General features: G+C 46.3%; 16 protein-coding genes. 5 read left to right on the top strand and 11 right to left on the bottom strand.

Features of this window, described 5'->3' with window-relative positions; all coding sequences use genetic code 11:
• The 3 genes from ACTHSP_RS00725 to ACTHSP_RS00735 all read left to right on the top strand — a co-directional run.
• The coding region (locus tag ACTHSP_RS00725; RefSeq protein ID WP_440345453.1) for a lytic transglycosylase domain-containing protein at nt 1-459 on the top strand (459 nt) is incomplete at its 5' end.
• 201 nt (nt 460-660) lie between these two features.
• A complete protein-coding gene (locus tag ACTHSP_RS00730; RefSeq protein ID WP_003685608.1) occupies nt 661-2,043 on the top strand; it encodes an MFS transporter in 1,383 nt (460 codons plus the stop codon).
• 1 nt (nt 2,044) lies between these two features.
• Entirely contained in the window at nt 2,045-2,572 is a 528-nt protein-coding gene (locus tag ACTHSP_RS00735) for a single-stranded DNA-binding protein (protein WP_070608650.1), read from the top strand.
• A 231-nt stretch (nt 2,573-2,803) separates the two neighbouring features.
• Here ACTHSP_RS00735 and qatD read toward each other — a convergent pair whose 3' ends face one another.
• From qatD to argB, 10 genes are all read right to left on the bottom strand, one after another.
• Complete coding sequence (gene qatD / locus ACTHSP_RS00740; protein WP_070608652.1) at nt 2,804-3,535, bottom strand: Qat anti-phage system TatD family nuclease QatD; 732 nt, start codon at nt 3,533-3,535, stop codon at nt 2,804-2,806.
• Nucleotides 3,532-4,848 (bottom strand): Qat anti-phage system QueC-like protein QatC, encoded by a 1,317-nt coding sequence (gene qatC / locus ACTHSP_RS00745; RefSeq protein ID WP_070608654.1) that lies wholly within the window; start codon nt 4,846-4,848, stop codon nt 3,532-3,534. The genes qatD and qatC overlap by 4 nt, the downstream gene beginning before the upstream one ends.
• The gene (locus ACTHSP_RS00750) at nt 4,848-5,588 is read right to left on the bottom strand and encodes a hypothetical protein (RefSeq protein WP_070608655.1); all 741 of its coding nucleotides are present in this window, start codon (nt 5,586-5,588) and stop codon (nt 4,848-4,850) included. Before ACTHSP_RS00750 ends, qatC begins: the two co-directional genes overlap by 1 nt.
• A 3-nt stretch (nt 5,589-5,591) precedes the next feature.
• On the bottom strand, nt 5,592-7,355 hold the full coding sequence (locus tag ACTHSP_RS00755; protein WP_070608657.1) for a KAP family P-loop NTPase fold protein: 1,764 nt from the start codon (nt 7,353-7,355) through the stop codon (nt 5,592-5,594).
• Between the two features lie 559 nt (nt 7,356-7,914).
• Nucleotides 7,915-8,622, bottom strand: a complete 708-nt coding sequence (locus ACTHSP_RS00760; protein WP_070608658.1) for an SIMPL domain-containing protein — start codon at nt 8,620-8,622, stop codon at nt 7,915-7,917.
• 112 nt (nt 8,623-8,734) lie between these two features.
• The gene (locus ACTHSP_RS00765) at nt 8,735-9,226 is read right to left on the bottom strand and encodes a DUF1841 family protein (protein ID WP_070608660.1); all 492 of its coding nucleotides are present in this window, start codon (nt 9,224-9,226) and stop codon (nt 8,735-8,737) included.
• A 101-nt stretch (nt 9,227-9,327) separates the two neighbouring features.
• On the bottom strand, nt 9,328-9,603 hold the full coding sequence (gene ftsB / locus ACTHSP_RS00770; RefSeq protein WP_003679613.1) for a cell division protein FtsB: 276 nt from the start codon (nt 9,601-9,603) through the stop codon (nt 9,328-9,330).
• Between the two features lie 23 nt (nt 9,604-9,626).
• A complete protein-coding gene (gene eno / locus ACTHSP_RS00775) occupies nt 9,627-10,913 on the bottom strand; it encodes a phosphopyruvate hydratase (RefSeq protein WP_070608661.1) in 1,287 nt (428 codons plus the stop codon).
• Nucleotides 10,914-10,953: 40 nt separating this feature from the next.
• Nucleotides 10,954-11,112: a hypothetical protein gene (locus ACTHSP_RS00780; protein ID WP_168166789.1), complete on the bottom strand. Its 159-nt coding sequence runs from the start codon at nt 11,110-11,112 to the stop codon at nt 10,954-10,956.
• Between the two features lie 62 nt (nt 11,113-11,174).
• Nucleotides 11,175-12,062, bottom strand: a complete 888-nt coding sequence (gene argB / locus ACTHSP_RS00785) for an acetylglutamate kinase (RefSeq protein ID WP_314512241.1) — start codon at nt 12,060-12,062, stop codon at nt 11,175-11,177.
• 174 nt (nt 12,063-12,236) lie between these two features.
• On the opposite strand from argB, the gene ACTHSP_RS00790 reads away from it, so the two are divergent.
• Both ACTHSP_RS00790 and lgt read left to right on the top strand, forming a co-directional pair.
• A complete protein-coding gene (locus tag ACTHSP_RS00790; RefSeq protein ID WP_314512243.1) occupies nt 12,237-13,367 on the top strand; it encodes a M14 family metallopeptidase in 1,131 nt (376 codons plus the stop codon).
• A gap of 74 nt (nt 13,368-13,441) precedes the next feature.
• Nucleotides 13,442-14,302 carry a prolipoprotein diacylglyceryl transferase gene (gene lgt, locus ACTHSP_RS00795; protein WP_440345454.1) on the top strand — a complete coding sequence of 287 codons (861 nt, stop codon included), beginning with the start codon at nt 13,442-13,444 and terminating at the stop codon, nt 14,300-14,302.
• A 77-nt stretch (nt 14,303-14,379) separates the two neighbouring features.
• Here the strand turns inward: lgt and trkA are convergent, their stop codons facing one another.
• Complete coding sequence (gene trkA, locus ACTHSP_RS00800) at nt 14,380-15,792, bottom strand: Trk system potassium transporter TrkA (protein WP_314512247.1); 1,413 nt, start codon at nt 15,790-15,792, stop codon at nt 14,380-14,382.
• Between the last annotated feature and the right edge of the window lie 77 nt (nt 15,793-15,869).

Raw genomic sequence — 15,869 nt, forward strand, 5'->3', positions numbered from 1 at the left:
AGCCCTGCGCGGCTGGTGTTTGCCGATTCGAGGGAAGGGGAGCGTTGGTTGGCGGCGATGTCTTCCCGATTGGCACGCTTTATTCCCGATGAGGGCGAGCGCCGCCGTCTGTTGGTCAATATTCAATATGAAAGCAGTCGCGCCGGACTCAACACTCAAGTGATTTTGGGTTTGATTGAAGTGGAAAGCGCGTTTCGCCAATATGCCATCAGCGGCGTGGGCGCGCGCGGTTTGATGCAGGTGATGCCGTTTTGGAAAAACTATATCGGCAATCCGTCGCACAATCTTTTCGATATCCGCACCAATCTGCGCTATGGTTGCACCATTCTTCGCCATTACAACAATATCGAAAAAGGCAATATTGTCCGCGCTTTGGCAAGGTTTAACGGCAGTTTGGGCAGTAACAAATATCCGAACGCCGTGTTAGGCGCGTGGCGAAATAGATGGCAGTGGGGTTGATTCGGGATAAATGGGATAGGGCAGATCTTGCGTGATGTTGGTTTCTGTTAAAACCGTTTTATACCGATGAAGCAGGTTTACGATAAACGGCTTGCGATTTGACCCCATGCAATTCCTTTGAATCCTGTATAATCAGAAAATCTGTTAATTCACACTTTCAGACGGCCTTTCGCAAACTTAAGGCCGTCTGAAACATTATTTATGGCAAGAGATAACCGTATTCAAATGTTTCCGCACGAGTGGCGTGCCAGTACCACACTTTCCGGCGTTTACGCACTGCGTATGTTGGGGATGTTTTTGGTGTTGCCTGTTTTGGCGATGTATGCCGCTTCGTTGCCTGGAGCAGAAAACAATAAAGCGCTGGTCGGTATGGCGATGGGTATTTACGGGCTGACACAGGCTTTGCTGCAACTGCCTTTGGGCATGGCTTCTGACAAGTTCGGCCGTAAAAAAGTGATTTATGCCGGCTTGATTGTGTTTGCGGCGGGTAGTTTTTTGGCTGCAGTTGCCGACAGCCTGCAGATGTTGGTTGCCGCGCGTGCCATTCAGGGCGCGGGCGCAGTCAGTGCGGCGGTAACGGCTTTGCTGGCAGATTTGACCCGTAACGAAGTGCGGACGCGTGCGATGGCGATGATCGGCCTGAGTATCGGCTTGACCTTTTCCGTCAGCCTAGTGCTGGCCCCGATGATTGCCAGCTTTATCGGCGTATCCGGCCTGTTTGCGCTGACCGGTATTCTGACTGTAATCAGTATCGGCGTGGTTGCCTGGATGACACCTGATCCGGAAGTATCAAAAATGCACGAAGACACGCAGGCGCAGCCTTCGCGTATGGGTGAAGTATTGAAAAACCGCCAACTGCTCAATCTCGACTTCGGTATTTTTGCCTTGCATGCGGCGCAAATGGCTTTATTTACCGCATTGCCGTTTGCCATGACGCAGCTGGGTTTGGAAAAAATCCATCACTGGCAAGTCTATCTGCCGTCAACCATTACCGGCCTGATTATTATGGTGCCGCTGATTATTGTCGGCGAAACGCGCAACAAGCTCAAACAAGTGTTTATCCTTGGTATCGTCTGCATTGCTGCGGCGCAAATCGGCCTGCTGTTTGGAATGCACTCGGTATGGTTGATTACCGCTTATCTGATTGTTTACTTTATTGGTTTCAATGTATTGGAAGCCAGCCTGCCGTCTATGGTATCGAAAATCGCTCCGTCCGATTTGAAAGGCACCGCGATGGGCGTGTATAACACCATGCAGTCGGTCGGCTTATTTGTCGGCGGCGCAACCGGTGGTTTATTGTTCCAAAAATACGGTTTTGTAGGCGTATTTGCCTTTTGTAGCGTATTGATGTTGCTGTGGCTGGTATTGGCAGTCATTTCGCCGGCACCTAAACCTGTCAAAAACCTCAGCTATCCGCTTAACGCCGAATGGCAACAAAATCCGGATTTGCTCTACCAAAAATTGACCGAAATTGAAGGCGTTGAAAGCATCAGCTTTAGCGCAGACAAACAAACCATTTATATCAAGGCCTTGCAAAAAGGATTCGACCAAGAGGCCGCCGAAAAAATTATCACAGGAGTGTAAAATGTCATTGAATAAAGTTATCCTCATCGGCCGTCTCGGCCGCGACCCGGAAGTCCGCTATATGCCCAACGGCGAGGCCGTCTGTAACTTCAGCGTTGCCACCAGCGAAACGTGGAACGACCGTAACGGCCAACGCGTAGAACGTACCGAATGGCACAACATCACCATGTACCGCAAACTCGCCGAAATCGCCGGTCAATACCTGCGTAAAGGCAGCCAAGTGTATCTGGAAGGCCGTATCCAAAGCCGTAAATACCAAGGCAAAGACGGCATCGAGCGCACCGCTTACGACATCATCGCCAACGAAATGAAAATGCTTGGCGGTCGCAACGACAACAGCGGCGGCGCACCATATGATGACGGCTACAACCAAGGCGGTCATTCAAGCCAAAGCAGTTACCAACAAGCATCACAACAGCAATACCAATCCACCCCAGCGCAAGAACCCCCGGCCGCCCCAGCCCGTCGTCCTGCTCCGGCACAACCGACCGCTCCGGTTGATGATATCGACGACGATATTCCGTTCTAATTATTGAGCAAATAAAAAGGCCGTCTGAAAAATATACTTTCAGACGGCCTGAGATCTTTGTAAAATCCCCAAAAATCCCTCAATGTCTTGGGGAGATTTAGGGGATTTTTACAAAGGTTTTTGTCAGGTTTTTATGCTTAATCAATAAATTAGGGAGGCGTTTGTTTTTCAGGCTGTCATGTTACTGCCTTTCAAACGTCAATTTTCCTATATCCATAAGGAATAAGGGGGTTATATATGTTTAGAAACTAAGCTAAACAGATTTAGTCTCAATATATTCTCAGCTTCTGAAATATTCATCCCCCAAATATCTGCTAATATTGCAATGCCAATATTGGCATTCCAGGGTAGTAAAGCTTGTGTTTTAAAACACCCAAAAGGTCCATCGGTTTCAATCAATATTTTTTCTATTGGCATTAGTTTGACCAACTCATAACCCTTTTTACTGCTTAACATTGCAGGTCCTACAGAAAAATAGCAGCCTATTTCAATCGCTCGTTTTAGCTGTTGTTTTGTGCCTGAAAACCAATGAAGGATTGGTAAGTTACCATTTACTTGAATTAATTCATCTAGTACAGCATTTGCACTCATTCTAGAATGTATACTTAATATTTTTCCTCCAGATTTTGCTGAGCTTCTTAAAATATGGCGAAAAACCTTTAATTGGGTTTCCCAATGTGTTTTAAACTCTTTTCCGCCATCCAGCCCAATTTCACCTACATAGCGAGTTTGGTTTAATAATTCATCAAACAAATCCAATTCCTGCCAACGTTCGTGAGCCAGTTGCGGATGCAATCCCAAGGCGGTACGAATACGAGGACAATCTTTTGCTAATGAACTTGTTCCATACCACGCTTTGGGTGTGGTTGTAACAGATAAAACATAAATATTTTCATCTTTACATCGTTTTGCAACGTATTGTGGATTAGTATATAAATCCAAATGGCAATGCATATCCATCATAATATTTGGTTCACTATTAAAAGTTGCTCCACTTCATCCAGTCCGCTCCTAAAAACATTTGCAAACTGATTTAGTTGTTGAGTGGGTAGTGGACCACTTTGTAAAACCCATTGATTGATGTTGCGATGATTTTTTTGACGAATAGCACTTATTAAAGCAAATAAATCATCTCTTCTGTCCTGATTTATTAAAATTTGCCGAATATCATTAAATTCATATTGGGCATCATTGGTAATACCAGCATAATGCAATGACGCTCTACGAATCAGGCATGGAACACAAACCCCGCATTGTTTATTTTTGCGTTTCCAATGGCTACACGAAACAGTATCAGGGATAATTTGCTGTAATAATGGTAAATTTTTACATTCTGCTATCATTTGCCCTTTAGTTTTAAATTGATAAGGATTTCTTAAAGTGAAAGGAATATTGACCGCAGTGAAAAATTTTTGTATTTCTTGGATAAAATAAGGGTGAGTGGTACGGGTACTTAAAGCGCCTACTCTGCGTACTGTTAAAGGTGCATTGATTGAAATTACCCCATTTTCAGGCACTAAAATATCAATCTTTTTTTGCGCGACTTCCTGTAATGTATAAGCTGATACAATAGCAAATGCCAAAAAATTTAAACTTCTGGTTCGCATTGTGATTTCAGCAGTTTTTCCATTATTTAGATGTGGCTGTGCAATCGCATTAAATTGCGAAAATCGATCAGTATAACCATATTGATTAAGTTTCTGGATAATGACATGCTGACGTGATTTATCACCTTTATAAGAATGGCTAACTAAAACCGGTGAATGTCCCTGCTCCAATAAATCAATCGCCCCAATTGCTGAATCTAAACCACCTGAAAACAAACAAACGCTGTCTTTATTTCTTAAATCCACCAATTTGGTTCGGCTACTTAATTTATAGGGCCGTGGCGGTAATTGCCCTCCTGCCTGAAAATTAAACTGCCAAATATCGCCACTTAAAAAGTGTAAGATCTGTTCTAAATGGGTTTTGTTTGTATGCCAAATATCAGGCTGGCACAAAGGTAAAGTAATGGAAAACGAACGACACCAACCATTTGCGGTATCTTTTCGCAAAACAAAAGTGTCTGCTGCCGTTACTGCCAAAGCAATCGTCAAAAAATCCATTACAGTATCACTGGGTGCAACACCCAATTTTTTAACTTGTTTCAAAATCCTATTGCCGATATAAGCAATTTGTAGATTTTTATCTCCCATTCCATACAACCGAACAGGTATTACACCGTTTGGTAGATTTTTTAATTGTTCAATATCGTGATGAAAAACTAATTGAGCCATCAATACTCCTCCCACTCTTCCCAAATTTCCAAAATAGTTTGATTTTGAATTTCTTGCATTTGTTCAATTGTTAACTGGCAAACATCATCCGTAAATTTAGGGGCAAGCTTAATATCTACTACTTCACGAATGAGTTGTCGTAAATCATTTTCTGCTATGGCAATTTGCACAGGATCATCACCTTTCTTCCAAGCCTTGCCGGCATCGTGTGCAATTTGCAGAAAAATACTTTCAGTTAAATAACAAACCATCATTCCACCAATGACTTCAGTAGTAATGCTATTTTCATCAAAAGTTGTCATTCCTTCCAATGCTTCTGATAAAGCAATATTCATCGCAGCACGAATTTTGTCTGAATCACCGTGGTGACCAGCCAAAAGTTCGGTAATTTGGGTGATGACTTGATCACAAGGCTGGCCATTTAAACTATGTAAATTAACCGAATATTGTTGCTGCTGGCTGCCTGAAAAAATGCCAAATAAATCCGAACCTGCTTGGGTAATTTTCCCTAATTTTTGGACGGCTGTATGCTTACCACCACTGGCTTTTCGTGCATAATGACCAAGTGCTTTACGTACATCATCACGTCCACTGCCTCGTACAGCCCTACCGATTGCTTGACGCAATCCCTTTAATCTCTGTGGATCTGGCGTTTGAGTCGTTGCTTGGCTGTCATCAACCCAAGCCGGTAACAGAGGTGAACGACCATTTGGTCCTACGCTAGACTGTGAAGTACCCATTTATTATTCCTTATACCAATTTGCATTTTTTAAAGCCGTATTTAACCAAGGTTTTTTTACACTTTGTTTTAACCCAATAATGAAACGGTTTAAAATTCTTGCCCCATCTTCTGAATTTTCTGCCAACAAACAAGCCCCCACAAAACCATTTGGACTTTTATCCCAATTATCCACTTTTCTTAATTGTTCCACTAACGCGTCCATAACAGAGATTTGTTCATCCATTGTTAGTTGTTGAATGGCATCTTGGGTACCTTGTGAGCCTGTTCTTGATGTGGTTGTAAGTAAAATGTTTAAAGCATCTTGGGCTTTTTGAGAAAGTTGAGCGGTATAAGTATTTAGCGGTATGGTTTCTCTGGATAAATAGATCGCCGCACGCAAATCAACATTGGATAATTTGGGCTCTAACTTTGCCCATTCTTTGATAAATGCTTGAATAGGCTTATTTTCAGAGAGTGTTGATAAATTTTGCTCATTGTTATCTTCCAGCTCTTTTAATAGTTCAGGTTTACCCTCTCTTTCGTTAACAAGCCGATAAAATTTTGTTATCACATCATAATCCACGCATCGCTCAAAAATAACCAGCTTGGTAATAATTGCTTCATCTAACGGCATTTGACGCTTGTTTGCGATTTTGGTACGCATTTTAATGGTATTTAAAATACGTTTTACAATTCTAGGATTACCCTGAATATTAGGTGAATTTGCTAATAAAGGCGCTATTCTGTTTGCGCGTTCAAAATCTGACAATAGAGTTTGATTGTGTTGCTCCTCAATAGTTTCAGCCACTTCTTCTGGATTTAAAGATTGACTTTTCCAAGATTGTTGCAAATGATTTTCTAAAAATTGGCGTAAACTTGCTAATTTTCCGGTTGGTACTTTTTGATGAATGGCGTACAGCATATATAAATACGCACGAATTTCAAGCACACCTGCTTTGGGTACACGAATAGGAATCTGTATGAGCTTATCCAAATAATCAATTTGATGACGATACGACAAATCTTTGTAATGCTCCGCAACTGAATGGCGAATCATTTCCTCGTCAGCCGCGATAATGAATGCCGTCCGATTTAAAAACAAAAATAAACGAATCGCCTCCAATGTCTGAATAGCATTAGCAGGCAGACAACGGTCAAGATTATCAATTACAATAACCAGCTTTTTGCCTAAATCCTGTAAGATTTCGCCATATTCTTTTCTGAACTCATCAATTTGTTTTGGTGGAGTTTGTTGTTCTTTGGATTTGATAAGATTTTTTTCTGAATCAACGATTTCTTTTACTGTTTCTACAACTTGCTTACTTTCCGTTTCATTTTGAATACCATCCAAAGCATTTTGGGCTGTTTCAAATATTTTGGATACTAAACCAAAAGCAGGTAAGCCTGCTGCTAAAGCTGCACCCTCTACAACTAAACCAGCTACACGTAAGCCATTAATTCTTGCAAATAAGTTTTTGGATTTTTGCAAGATGGTTTCTTTATCTTTGGCGGCCTGAATCAAATGGCTTGCAATAGTTTCCAAAAGCGCCGCTCTGGCATCATCAAATCCCTGATAGAGCCAAGCATCAAATTTAATTATAATCCATTCATCAGGTTTGATTTGTTGCTCAATTAAATTTAATAGAGAGGACTTGCCTGCCCCCCAGTTGCCAAAAACACCTATCGAAACGGGAAGCATAGCTTCAGTTTCTAATATTTCAGTAACAATTTGCGACACTTCGCCAAAATTGAGATAGTCTTCTTTAGATTCAGTATCTGACCACATTTAATTAACCTCATTTATAAAATATAATTTTTTACATTTTACATATTTTTAGTAAACATTTTAATGTTTTTATAATGATAAGTATATAGAAAGTAGCAAGGTCGGTGGATGAGTTATCGAAATTAAAAGATATTAGGAAAAGGGATGGAAGTGGAATAAAACAGATAAACAGATTAAACTACTATAATCAATAAGCGTAAAAAACAGTATACTCAAATTTAGCAATGCCTCTTACTAGAGTTAAACGTGATAATTTCTACTATAACCTACCAGCTTTTCCTTCTTTCAATGATTTTATGAATAAACATTGTCAACTTGGTATCTCATAGCAAGCATATTGTGTAAAAATAAAATCTGAAATCTAATCTTTTCATACTTTATTTTTACGCAATCCAGATTGAAAAGTGAATAATAAGAATTTAATTATCTGATTTTAAATATCTTTATAGTTTACATTTTACTATAAAATAGAAACAACCGTTCTAATCATTGAACAATACAAAAGGCCGTCTGAAAAATATACTTTCAGACGGCCTTTTAAATGATTTAAAAGAAAATCCTACATTTGCACCGAACCGCTGACGGTCAGGCTGATTTCTTCTGAGCCTGGGGAGGCTGGTACGCCATCTTCTATTCCTGCAGCTACCTCTGCGACAGGGGCTGCCCGCAGCATTTTGGCGTGTGCAAAGTCGCCGCCGACTTGGCGGTTGCCGATGTGGCCCAAGTTGAGTTTGACGATTTTGTAGCTGGAGAAGCCGAGCGTTTGGGCGAGGTTTTGGGCGCGGTCTTTGAAGCGCAGGATGACGGCTTTGCTCAGTTGGTCGACGGTTTCTTCGCGTTTTTCTTTGGATACGGAAAACGAGGAGCTTTCCAAAACGGCAATATTGATGCTATCGGCAATCAGGCGGTTGAGTGCTTCAAAGTCTTTGCTTTCTACTTTGAAGTAGGCGTGTTCTTCCCAGCCGGTTTGGGTGCGTTTGCCGTTGGTGTATTGATAGCGCGGGGAAGCGTTGCGCTCCATCAGCTCGGCTTTAAATTTGTTGTTTTGGGAGATTTTGTTGAACTGGTTAAATTTTTTCATGAAGGCTTGGTTGACGGCTTGACGGTCTTTGCCTTCTGCGTTGACGCTGAAATGCGCGGTCATGGTATCCCGTGGCACTTCCATGTTGGCGGATTCGGAAAATTCAACGATGTTGTAGTTGAGGCTTTCTGCTGCTACGGGCAGGGAGGCCGCTAGCAGTAGGGCGGTAAGGGCTGGACGGAGCATTTTGTTTTTCCTTGTAATGCGGATTTTAAAAAAGTAATTTAGCATGAAAGATGGAAACGTTGGCTTTGGCAAGCGTAAGGATTTGTATGGGTTGAGGCCGTCTGAAAAGAAGTTACTTTGTGTCCATCAAGCCGACCTCATGGGGATTGAGGCGGGCTTTTTCTTCTTGGCCTAAGCCGACCAATTTCCGTAAGCGAGTCATGTAGGCATTGACGTCAAGGCCTCGTCCGTAGCGTTGCGCCTCCCAGATGGTTTCTGCCAAGGCTTCCATCATATCGTGTTCGGCTTTGACCCAGTCGCCGTTGTAACGGGCGCAAAGTTGTTGGTGGATGGCACGGATGCCCGAGGGTTGGTCGATGGCGCTTTGCTCTTGCAGGGAAAGGTGTAGCGACATATGCAGGAATGGATTGCTTTCGCCGTCTTCGGGCAGCCATTCTTTATCTAAATATTGTTCGATGTCTTCGAGATAGTGTCCGTATTCGGGATGGGCTTCGATAATGCGTAAGGCTTTTTGTTGCAGGCCGTCCAATTGGAGCGGTGCGAGCCTGTGTTGCCAGACGTGGGCAAAGAATCGGCGGACATCGTGGGTGTTTACGTCATACATGATGGGTGTGATTTGATTTTGGGATATGTGATTATATAGCGATTGCGATAAAAAAGGCCGTCTGAAAAATATGTTTTCAGACGGCCTTTGTTTTGCAGGGTTTAGCGGCGGTCGATGATTCGGTAATACACTTCGCCGTCTTGGACATAGCCCAATTCGACACGGGCAATTTCGGCAATGGCCTCTTGTCCGTGTGCCAAATCTTCAACTTCCGCATTGAGGAAATTGTTGCGTAAAGTGAGCGTTTGGTTTTTTTCCTCCTGACGGACGAGCTGCTCCTGCAATTCTTCCGTATGCCCGACGCTGCCTTTACCAAACCAAAGGCTGTACTGACAGCACAAAAGTGCGAAGGTTAAAACAAAAGTTACCCACTTCATACAATCAATATCCTATATTCTGCTTATTTGCCCAGTTGGTAGAATGCGGCTTTGCCAGGGTAGTAGGCGGCTTCGGCCAATTCTTCTTCAATGCGCAACAATTGGTTGTATTTCGCCATGCGGTCGGAGCGGGACAGGGAGCCGGTTTTGATTTGCATACAGTTGGTGGCAACTGCCAAGTCGGCAATGGTGCTGTCTTCGGTTTCACCGGAACGGTGGCTCATTACGCTGGCGTAGCGGTTGCGTTTGGCCAAGTCAACGGCTTGCAGGGTTTCGCTCAATGTACCGATTTGGTTGACTTTGACCAGCAATGCGTTTGCCACGCCTTTTTCGATGCCTTCGGCCAAGATTTTTGGATTGGTTACGAACAAGTCGTCGCCGACCAATTGAACTTTTTTGCCCAATTTTTCGGTCAGCAGTTTCCAGCCTTCCCAGTCGTTTTCGTCCATGCCGTCTTCGATGGAAACGATTGGGAATTCGTTAACCAGACCTTCCAAGTATTCGGCAAATTCTGCGCTGGTGTAAGAGCGGCCTTCGGCTTCCAGATGGTATTGGCCGTCTTTGTAGAACTCGCTGGATGCGCAGTCCAGGGCGAACAATACGTCTTCGCCAGCTTTGTAGCCTGCGGCTTCGGTTGCTTCAACGATCAGCTGCAGGGCTTCTTTGTGGCTGTTCAGGTTAGGTGCGAAACCGCCTTCGTCGCCGACGGTAGTTGGGAAGCCTTTGCCGTCACACAGTTTTTTCAGCGCGTGAAAAATTTCTGCACCGCAACGCAGGGCTTCGCGGAAAGATTTTGCGCCGACAGGCATGATCATGAATTCTTGGATGTTCAGGCTGTTGTTGGCATGTTCGCCGCCGTTGATAACGTTCATCATCGGAACAGGCAGAGCCATTGGGCCTGCGCCGCCCAAGTAGCGATATAGAGGCAGGCCTGCATCTTCGGCAGCTGCGCGTGCTACGGCCATAGAAACGGCCAAAGTAGCGTTGGCACCCAAGTTGCCTTTGTTTTCAGTACCGTCCAATTCGATCATGATTTGGTCGATATAAGATTGTTCGTTGGCATCGATACCGATGAGGGCTTGCGCGATTTGGTTGTTGACGTGGTCAACGGCTTTCAATACGCCTTTGCCCAAGTAACGGGATTTGTCGCCGTCACGCAGTTCCAAAGCTTCTTTTTGGCCGGTTGATGCGCCGCTAGGTACAGCTGCGCGTCCCATGACGCCGGATTCCAACAATACGTCACACTCTACGGTAGGGTTGCCGCGGGAGTCCAAAATTTCGCGTGCAAAAATATCAACGATTGCGCTCATGAATATCTCCAAATAGGATGGTAAAAGAAAAGTAGCTTTGTTACGCTTCAGACGGCCTTGAGGATGATTGCCGAAGTCTGATGAATGCAGCCATTATACCGTCTTTGCCGGGCATGGCATCGGTGTCGGTATGAAACCGACTGTAAGTTTGTTTCACGTCAATATCGTTCAAACAAACATAAGCCGTATAGTGTAACATTTTTTACCCTTTTTAGGGTGAAAAGCTGATTAAATCAGGCATAAGGCCGTCTGAAAAACGGATTAGCCTTCGCCAAAAATCATCGAGCCTACGCCGTCATCGGTCAGTACTTCCAAGAGCAGGGCGTTGGGAACGCGGCCGTCTATGATATGCGTGGCTTTGACGCCGCTTTTGGCGGCTTCGACGGCTGAGGCAATTTTAGGCAGCATACCGCCGTACAGCGTGCCGTCTTCAATCAGTTTGTCAATGCGGCTTGGCGTCAGGGTGGTCAATAATTTGCCTTCTTTATCCAGTACGCCGGGGATATTGGTCATCATCAGCAGTTTTTCGGCCTGAAGTTTTTCCGCCAGTTTGCCGGCAACCAAGTCGGCATTGATGTTGAACGCTTCGCCGTTTTGGCCTACGCCGATGGGTGCGATGACAGGAAGGCAGCCGCGCTCGACCAAGCCTTCCACCAAACGGGTATCGATGTCAGCCACTGTGCCGACTTGGCCGATGTCCACGCCTTTTTGTTCGGGCGTGTCGATCAGGAGTTTTTCCGCTTTGATGAAGTGGTTATCCCGGCCGGTAATGCCGACGGCGCGACCGCCGAAGGTGGTAATCATGGAAACGATTTCTTTATTGACGTGTCCGCCCAAAACCATTTCTACGATGTCCATGGTTTCGCTGTCGGTCACGCGCATGCCTTGAACAAACTCTCCTTTTTTGCCGACTTTTTCCAACATTTCATTGATTTGCGGGCCGCCGCCGTGAACGATGACGGGATGCAGGCCGATTAGTTTGAGCAGGACGACATCGCGTGCGAAGCCCTCTTTTAAGGCCGACTCGGTCATGGCATTGCCGCCGTATTTGATGACGATGATGGAGCCGGAAAAACGGCGGATATAAGGTAAAGATTCGGCAAGGACGCGCGCCTTGATGGCAGGGGAGACAGATTGTTGCTGGGTCATGGTTTCAACCTTGTTTCATGATTTCGGCCTTTATCTTAATCCCAAAGGCCGTCTGAAACAATATTTCCAAACGCTTGAAATCCTGTTAAATCAGTTAAATGGTTGAAACCAGCCTCATGCAAACGGTAAAATGACGGTTTGCTTCGGCCTCTTCGCCGATTACTAAGGATACCCATGATGAAAATCAGCACCCAATTCGATGCCGGTTCGGTCGTTGTCAAAGACTTGAGCAACCCTGCCGATATCCGCCTCGCCCTGCGTCCCGACAATGCTTCGGAGTTTGCCCAATGGTTTTACTTCCGTTTGCAGGGTGCGGCCTATCAAAACTGCGTGATGCATTTTGAAAATGCGGCGGACGCTGCGTATCCTTTGGGCTGGGAGGACTATCAGGCTTGCGCCTCTTACGACCGCCAAAATTGGTTCCGTGTGCCGACCAGCTACGAAAACGGCGTGTTGACCATCAACCATACGCCTTTGTCCAACAGCGTTTACTACGCTTATTTCGAGCCTTATTCCAACGAGCAGCATTTGAACCTTTTGGGCGATGCGCAGGGCAGTGGTTTGTGCCGTATCGACGACTTGGGCAGTACCGTTCAAGGCCGCGATATCAATCTTCTGACCATCGGCAACCAAGTCGAAAGCGACATGAAAGTCTGGATTATCGCCCGTCAGCATCCGGGAGAAACCATGGCGGAATGGTTTGTTGAAGGTTTGCTGGGCCGCCTGCTTGATCCGCAAGATCCGACCGCGCGTATGCTGCTTGACCGTGCGACTTTCTATATTGTGCCGAATATGAATCCGGACGGTTCAGTTTTGGGTAATCTGCGCACCAATGCCGCCGGCGCCAACCTCAACCGCGAATGGGAAAACCCGACTTTGGAGCGAAGCCCCGAAGTCTTTGCCGTCCGCGAAAAAATGATGGAAACCGGCGTGGATTTGTTCTTGGATATTCACGGCGATGAAGGTCTGCCGTTTGTCTTTGTGGCCGGTACCGAAGGCGTGCCTAACTACAACGAGCGCATCGAAGCCTTGGAAGACCAATTCAAACTGGCGTTGCTCAATGCCAGCCCCGATTTCCAAGACGATTACGGCTATGACAAAGATGCGCCGGGTCAGGCAAACATGACTTTGGCGACCAACTGGGTCGGCAATCATTTCAACTGCCTTGCCTATACTTTGGAAATGCCGTTTAAAGACAATGCCAATCTGCCGGACGACGATTTCGGCTGGAACGGCCAACGTTCGCTGCGCTTGGGCGAGGCCATGTTGTCTGCTATTTTGAATGTGGTTGACGATTTGCGTTAAACCATCCGACACCGCATACAGGCCGTCTGAAAGTTCAGGCTTTCAGACGGCCTTTGAGATAAGGAACACACATTATGATGATACATCCCCAGTTTGATCCGGTGCTGATCAGCATCGGCCCGCTTGCCATCCGCTGGTATGCCTTGAGCTATATTGTCGGCTTTATCCTGTTTACGATTTTGGGCCGCCGCCGTATCGCGCAGGGCAATTCTGTGTTTACCAAAGAAACACTCGACGATTTCCTGACTTGGGGTATCTTGGGCGTCATCTTGGGCGGCCGTATCGGCTACGTTTTGTTTTATAAATTTTCCGATTATCTTGCCAACCCGTTGGATATTTTTAAAGTTTGGGAAGGCGGTATGTCGTTTCACGGCGGCTTCTTGGGAGTGGTCGTTACCATGTGGTTGTTTGGCCGCAAGCACAACATCAGTATCTTGAAATTGATGGATACCGTTGCGCCGCTCGTACCGCTGGGCTTGGCTTCCGGCCGTATCGGCAACTTTATCAACGGCGAACTTTGGGGACGCGTGACCGAACTCAATGCTTTCTGGGCGATGGGTTTCCCGCAAGCGCGTTACGAAGATGCGGAAGCTGCGGCGCACAATCCTTTATGGGCCGAATGGTTGCAACAATACGGCATGCTGCCGCGCCATCCGTCTCAGTTTTACCAGTTTGCCCTTGAAGGCATTTGCCTGTTTGTCATTGTTTGGATTTTCTCGAAAAAACCACGTCCGGCCGGTCAAACGGCAGCATTGTTCTTGGGCGGTTACGGTTTGTTCCGCTTTATTGCAGAATTTGCCCGTCAGCCTGACGACTATCTCGGCCTGTTGACCTTGGGTTTGTCCATGGGTCAATGGTTGAGCGTGCCGATGATTGTATTGGGTGTGATTGGTTTTGTTTGGTTTGGCCGTAAAAACAGTGTTGCCAAAGCGTAAATAAAACAAGAAATAAAGGCCGTCTGAAAAGGTTTTCAGACGGCCTTTTTATGGCTTCAAGCAAACGGATTTTGGGTTTAACCGAAAAAGCCCATTTTGACTTGAATGAGTTTTTCCAACTCCGGCAGAACACGGCGGCGTGAGACGAAGAAGATAATGTGGTCGCCGTCTTGCAAGATGGTTTCGGTGTGGTGTCCCATGATGACTTCGCCGGTTGCGCCGCGGACGATGGCGGCGATGTAGCAGTCGCTTGGCCATTTGATGCCGCTGATGCGGCGGCCGACGATGGCGGAAGTGTTTTTGTCGCCGTGTACCACCACTTCAATGGCTTCGGCTGTACCGCGGCGCAAAGGATGGACGGCAACGACGTCGCCACGGCGGATGTGGGCGAGGATGGAGCCGATGGTAATCAGGTGGGGGGAAACGACGATATCGATTTTGTTGCCTTCGAGCAAATCGACGTAGCTTGAGCGGTTGACGATGGTGATTACGCGTTTGGCACCAAGGTTTTTCGCCAGCAGGCTGGACATGATGTTGTTTTCGTCGTCGTTGGTCAGCGCGCAGAAGACGTCGATTTCGTCGATGTATTCTTCGTCCAGCAGGGTTTCATCGGTGGCGGAACCTTGCAGGACGAGGGTGTTGTCCAGATTCTCGGCTAGCCATTCGGCGCGGTGGGGTTTGTATTCGATGATTTTGATGTCGTATTTGGATTCGAGCTGTTTGGCGAGGCGGTAGCCGATGTTACCACCGCCGGCAATCATGATGCGGCGGGTACGCGCTTCTTTGGGGCGCAGTTCGCGCATGATGATGTTGACGCTGCTGATGTCGGCGGTAAAAAGTACCTCGTCACCTTCGATGATGACGGTTTGCGGCGTGGGGACAATAAGGCGGTTGTTGCGGTATATGGCACAGATTTGGCAGTCCGCGCCTTCGGGGAGATGTTGGTTGATGTCGGCAATTTCACGGTCGATCAGCAAACCGCCTTTGCGAGCTTGAACAATCACCATGCGGACTTGGTCGTTGGCAAAGCTGAGTACTTGCAATGCGCTGGTGTAGCTGAGCAGGCCGACAAGTTGTTCGGTAACCAGTTGTTCGGGGCTGATGGTTTCGGTAATGCCGAAAATGTTGAGGCTGCCTTCTTCGGGTTTGTCGCTTCCAGCAACTGGATATTCGAGGTATTCGCTTGAGCGTACGCGTGCAATGCGGCCGGGGATGTTGAACAGGTCGGCGGCGATTTTGGAGGCGACAATGTTGGTTTCGTCGCTGCGGGTCAGGGCAAGCAGGAGGTCGGAGTCCGCCGCGCCTGCCTGTTCGAGGGTAAAGGGCGATGCGCCGTTGCCGACGATGGTTTGGACATCGAGGCGGCTGCTGATGCGGTTGAGCGCTTTTTCGTCGATGTCGATGATGGTAACGTCGTTGCTGGGAACGGAGGCAAGGTTTTGGGCGACGGTCGAGCCGACTTGGCCGCTGCCGAGGATGAGTATTTTCACGGTAATTGAGTGTGTTCGGTAAAAATGAAATTGTAACAAAAGGCCGTCTGAAATTGGAGTTTCAGACGGCCTGATTT

The sequence above is a fragment of the Neisseria sp. P0001.S005 genome (genome assembly GCF_051963715.1).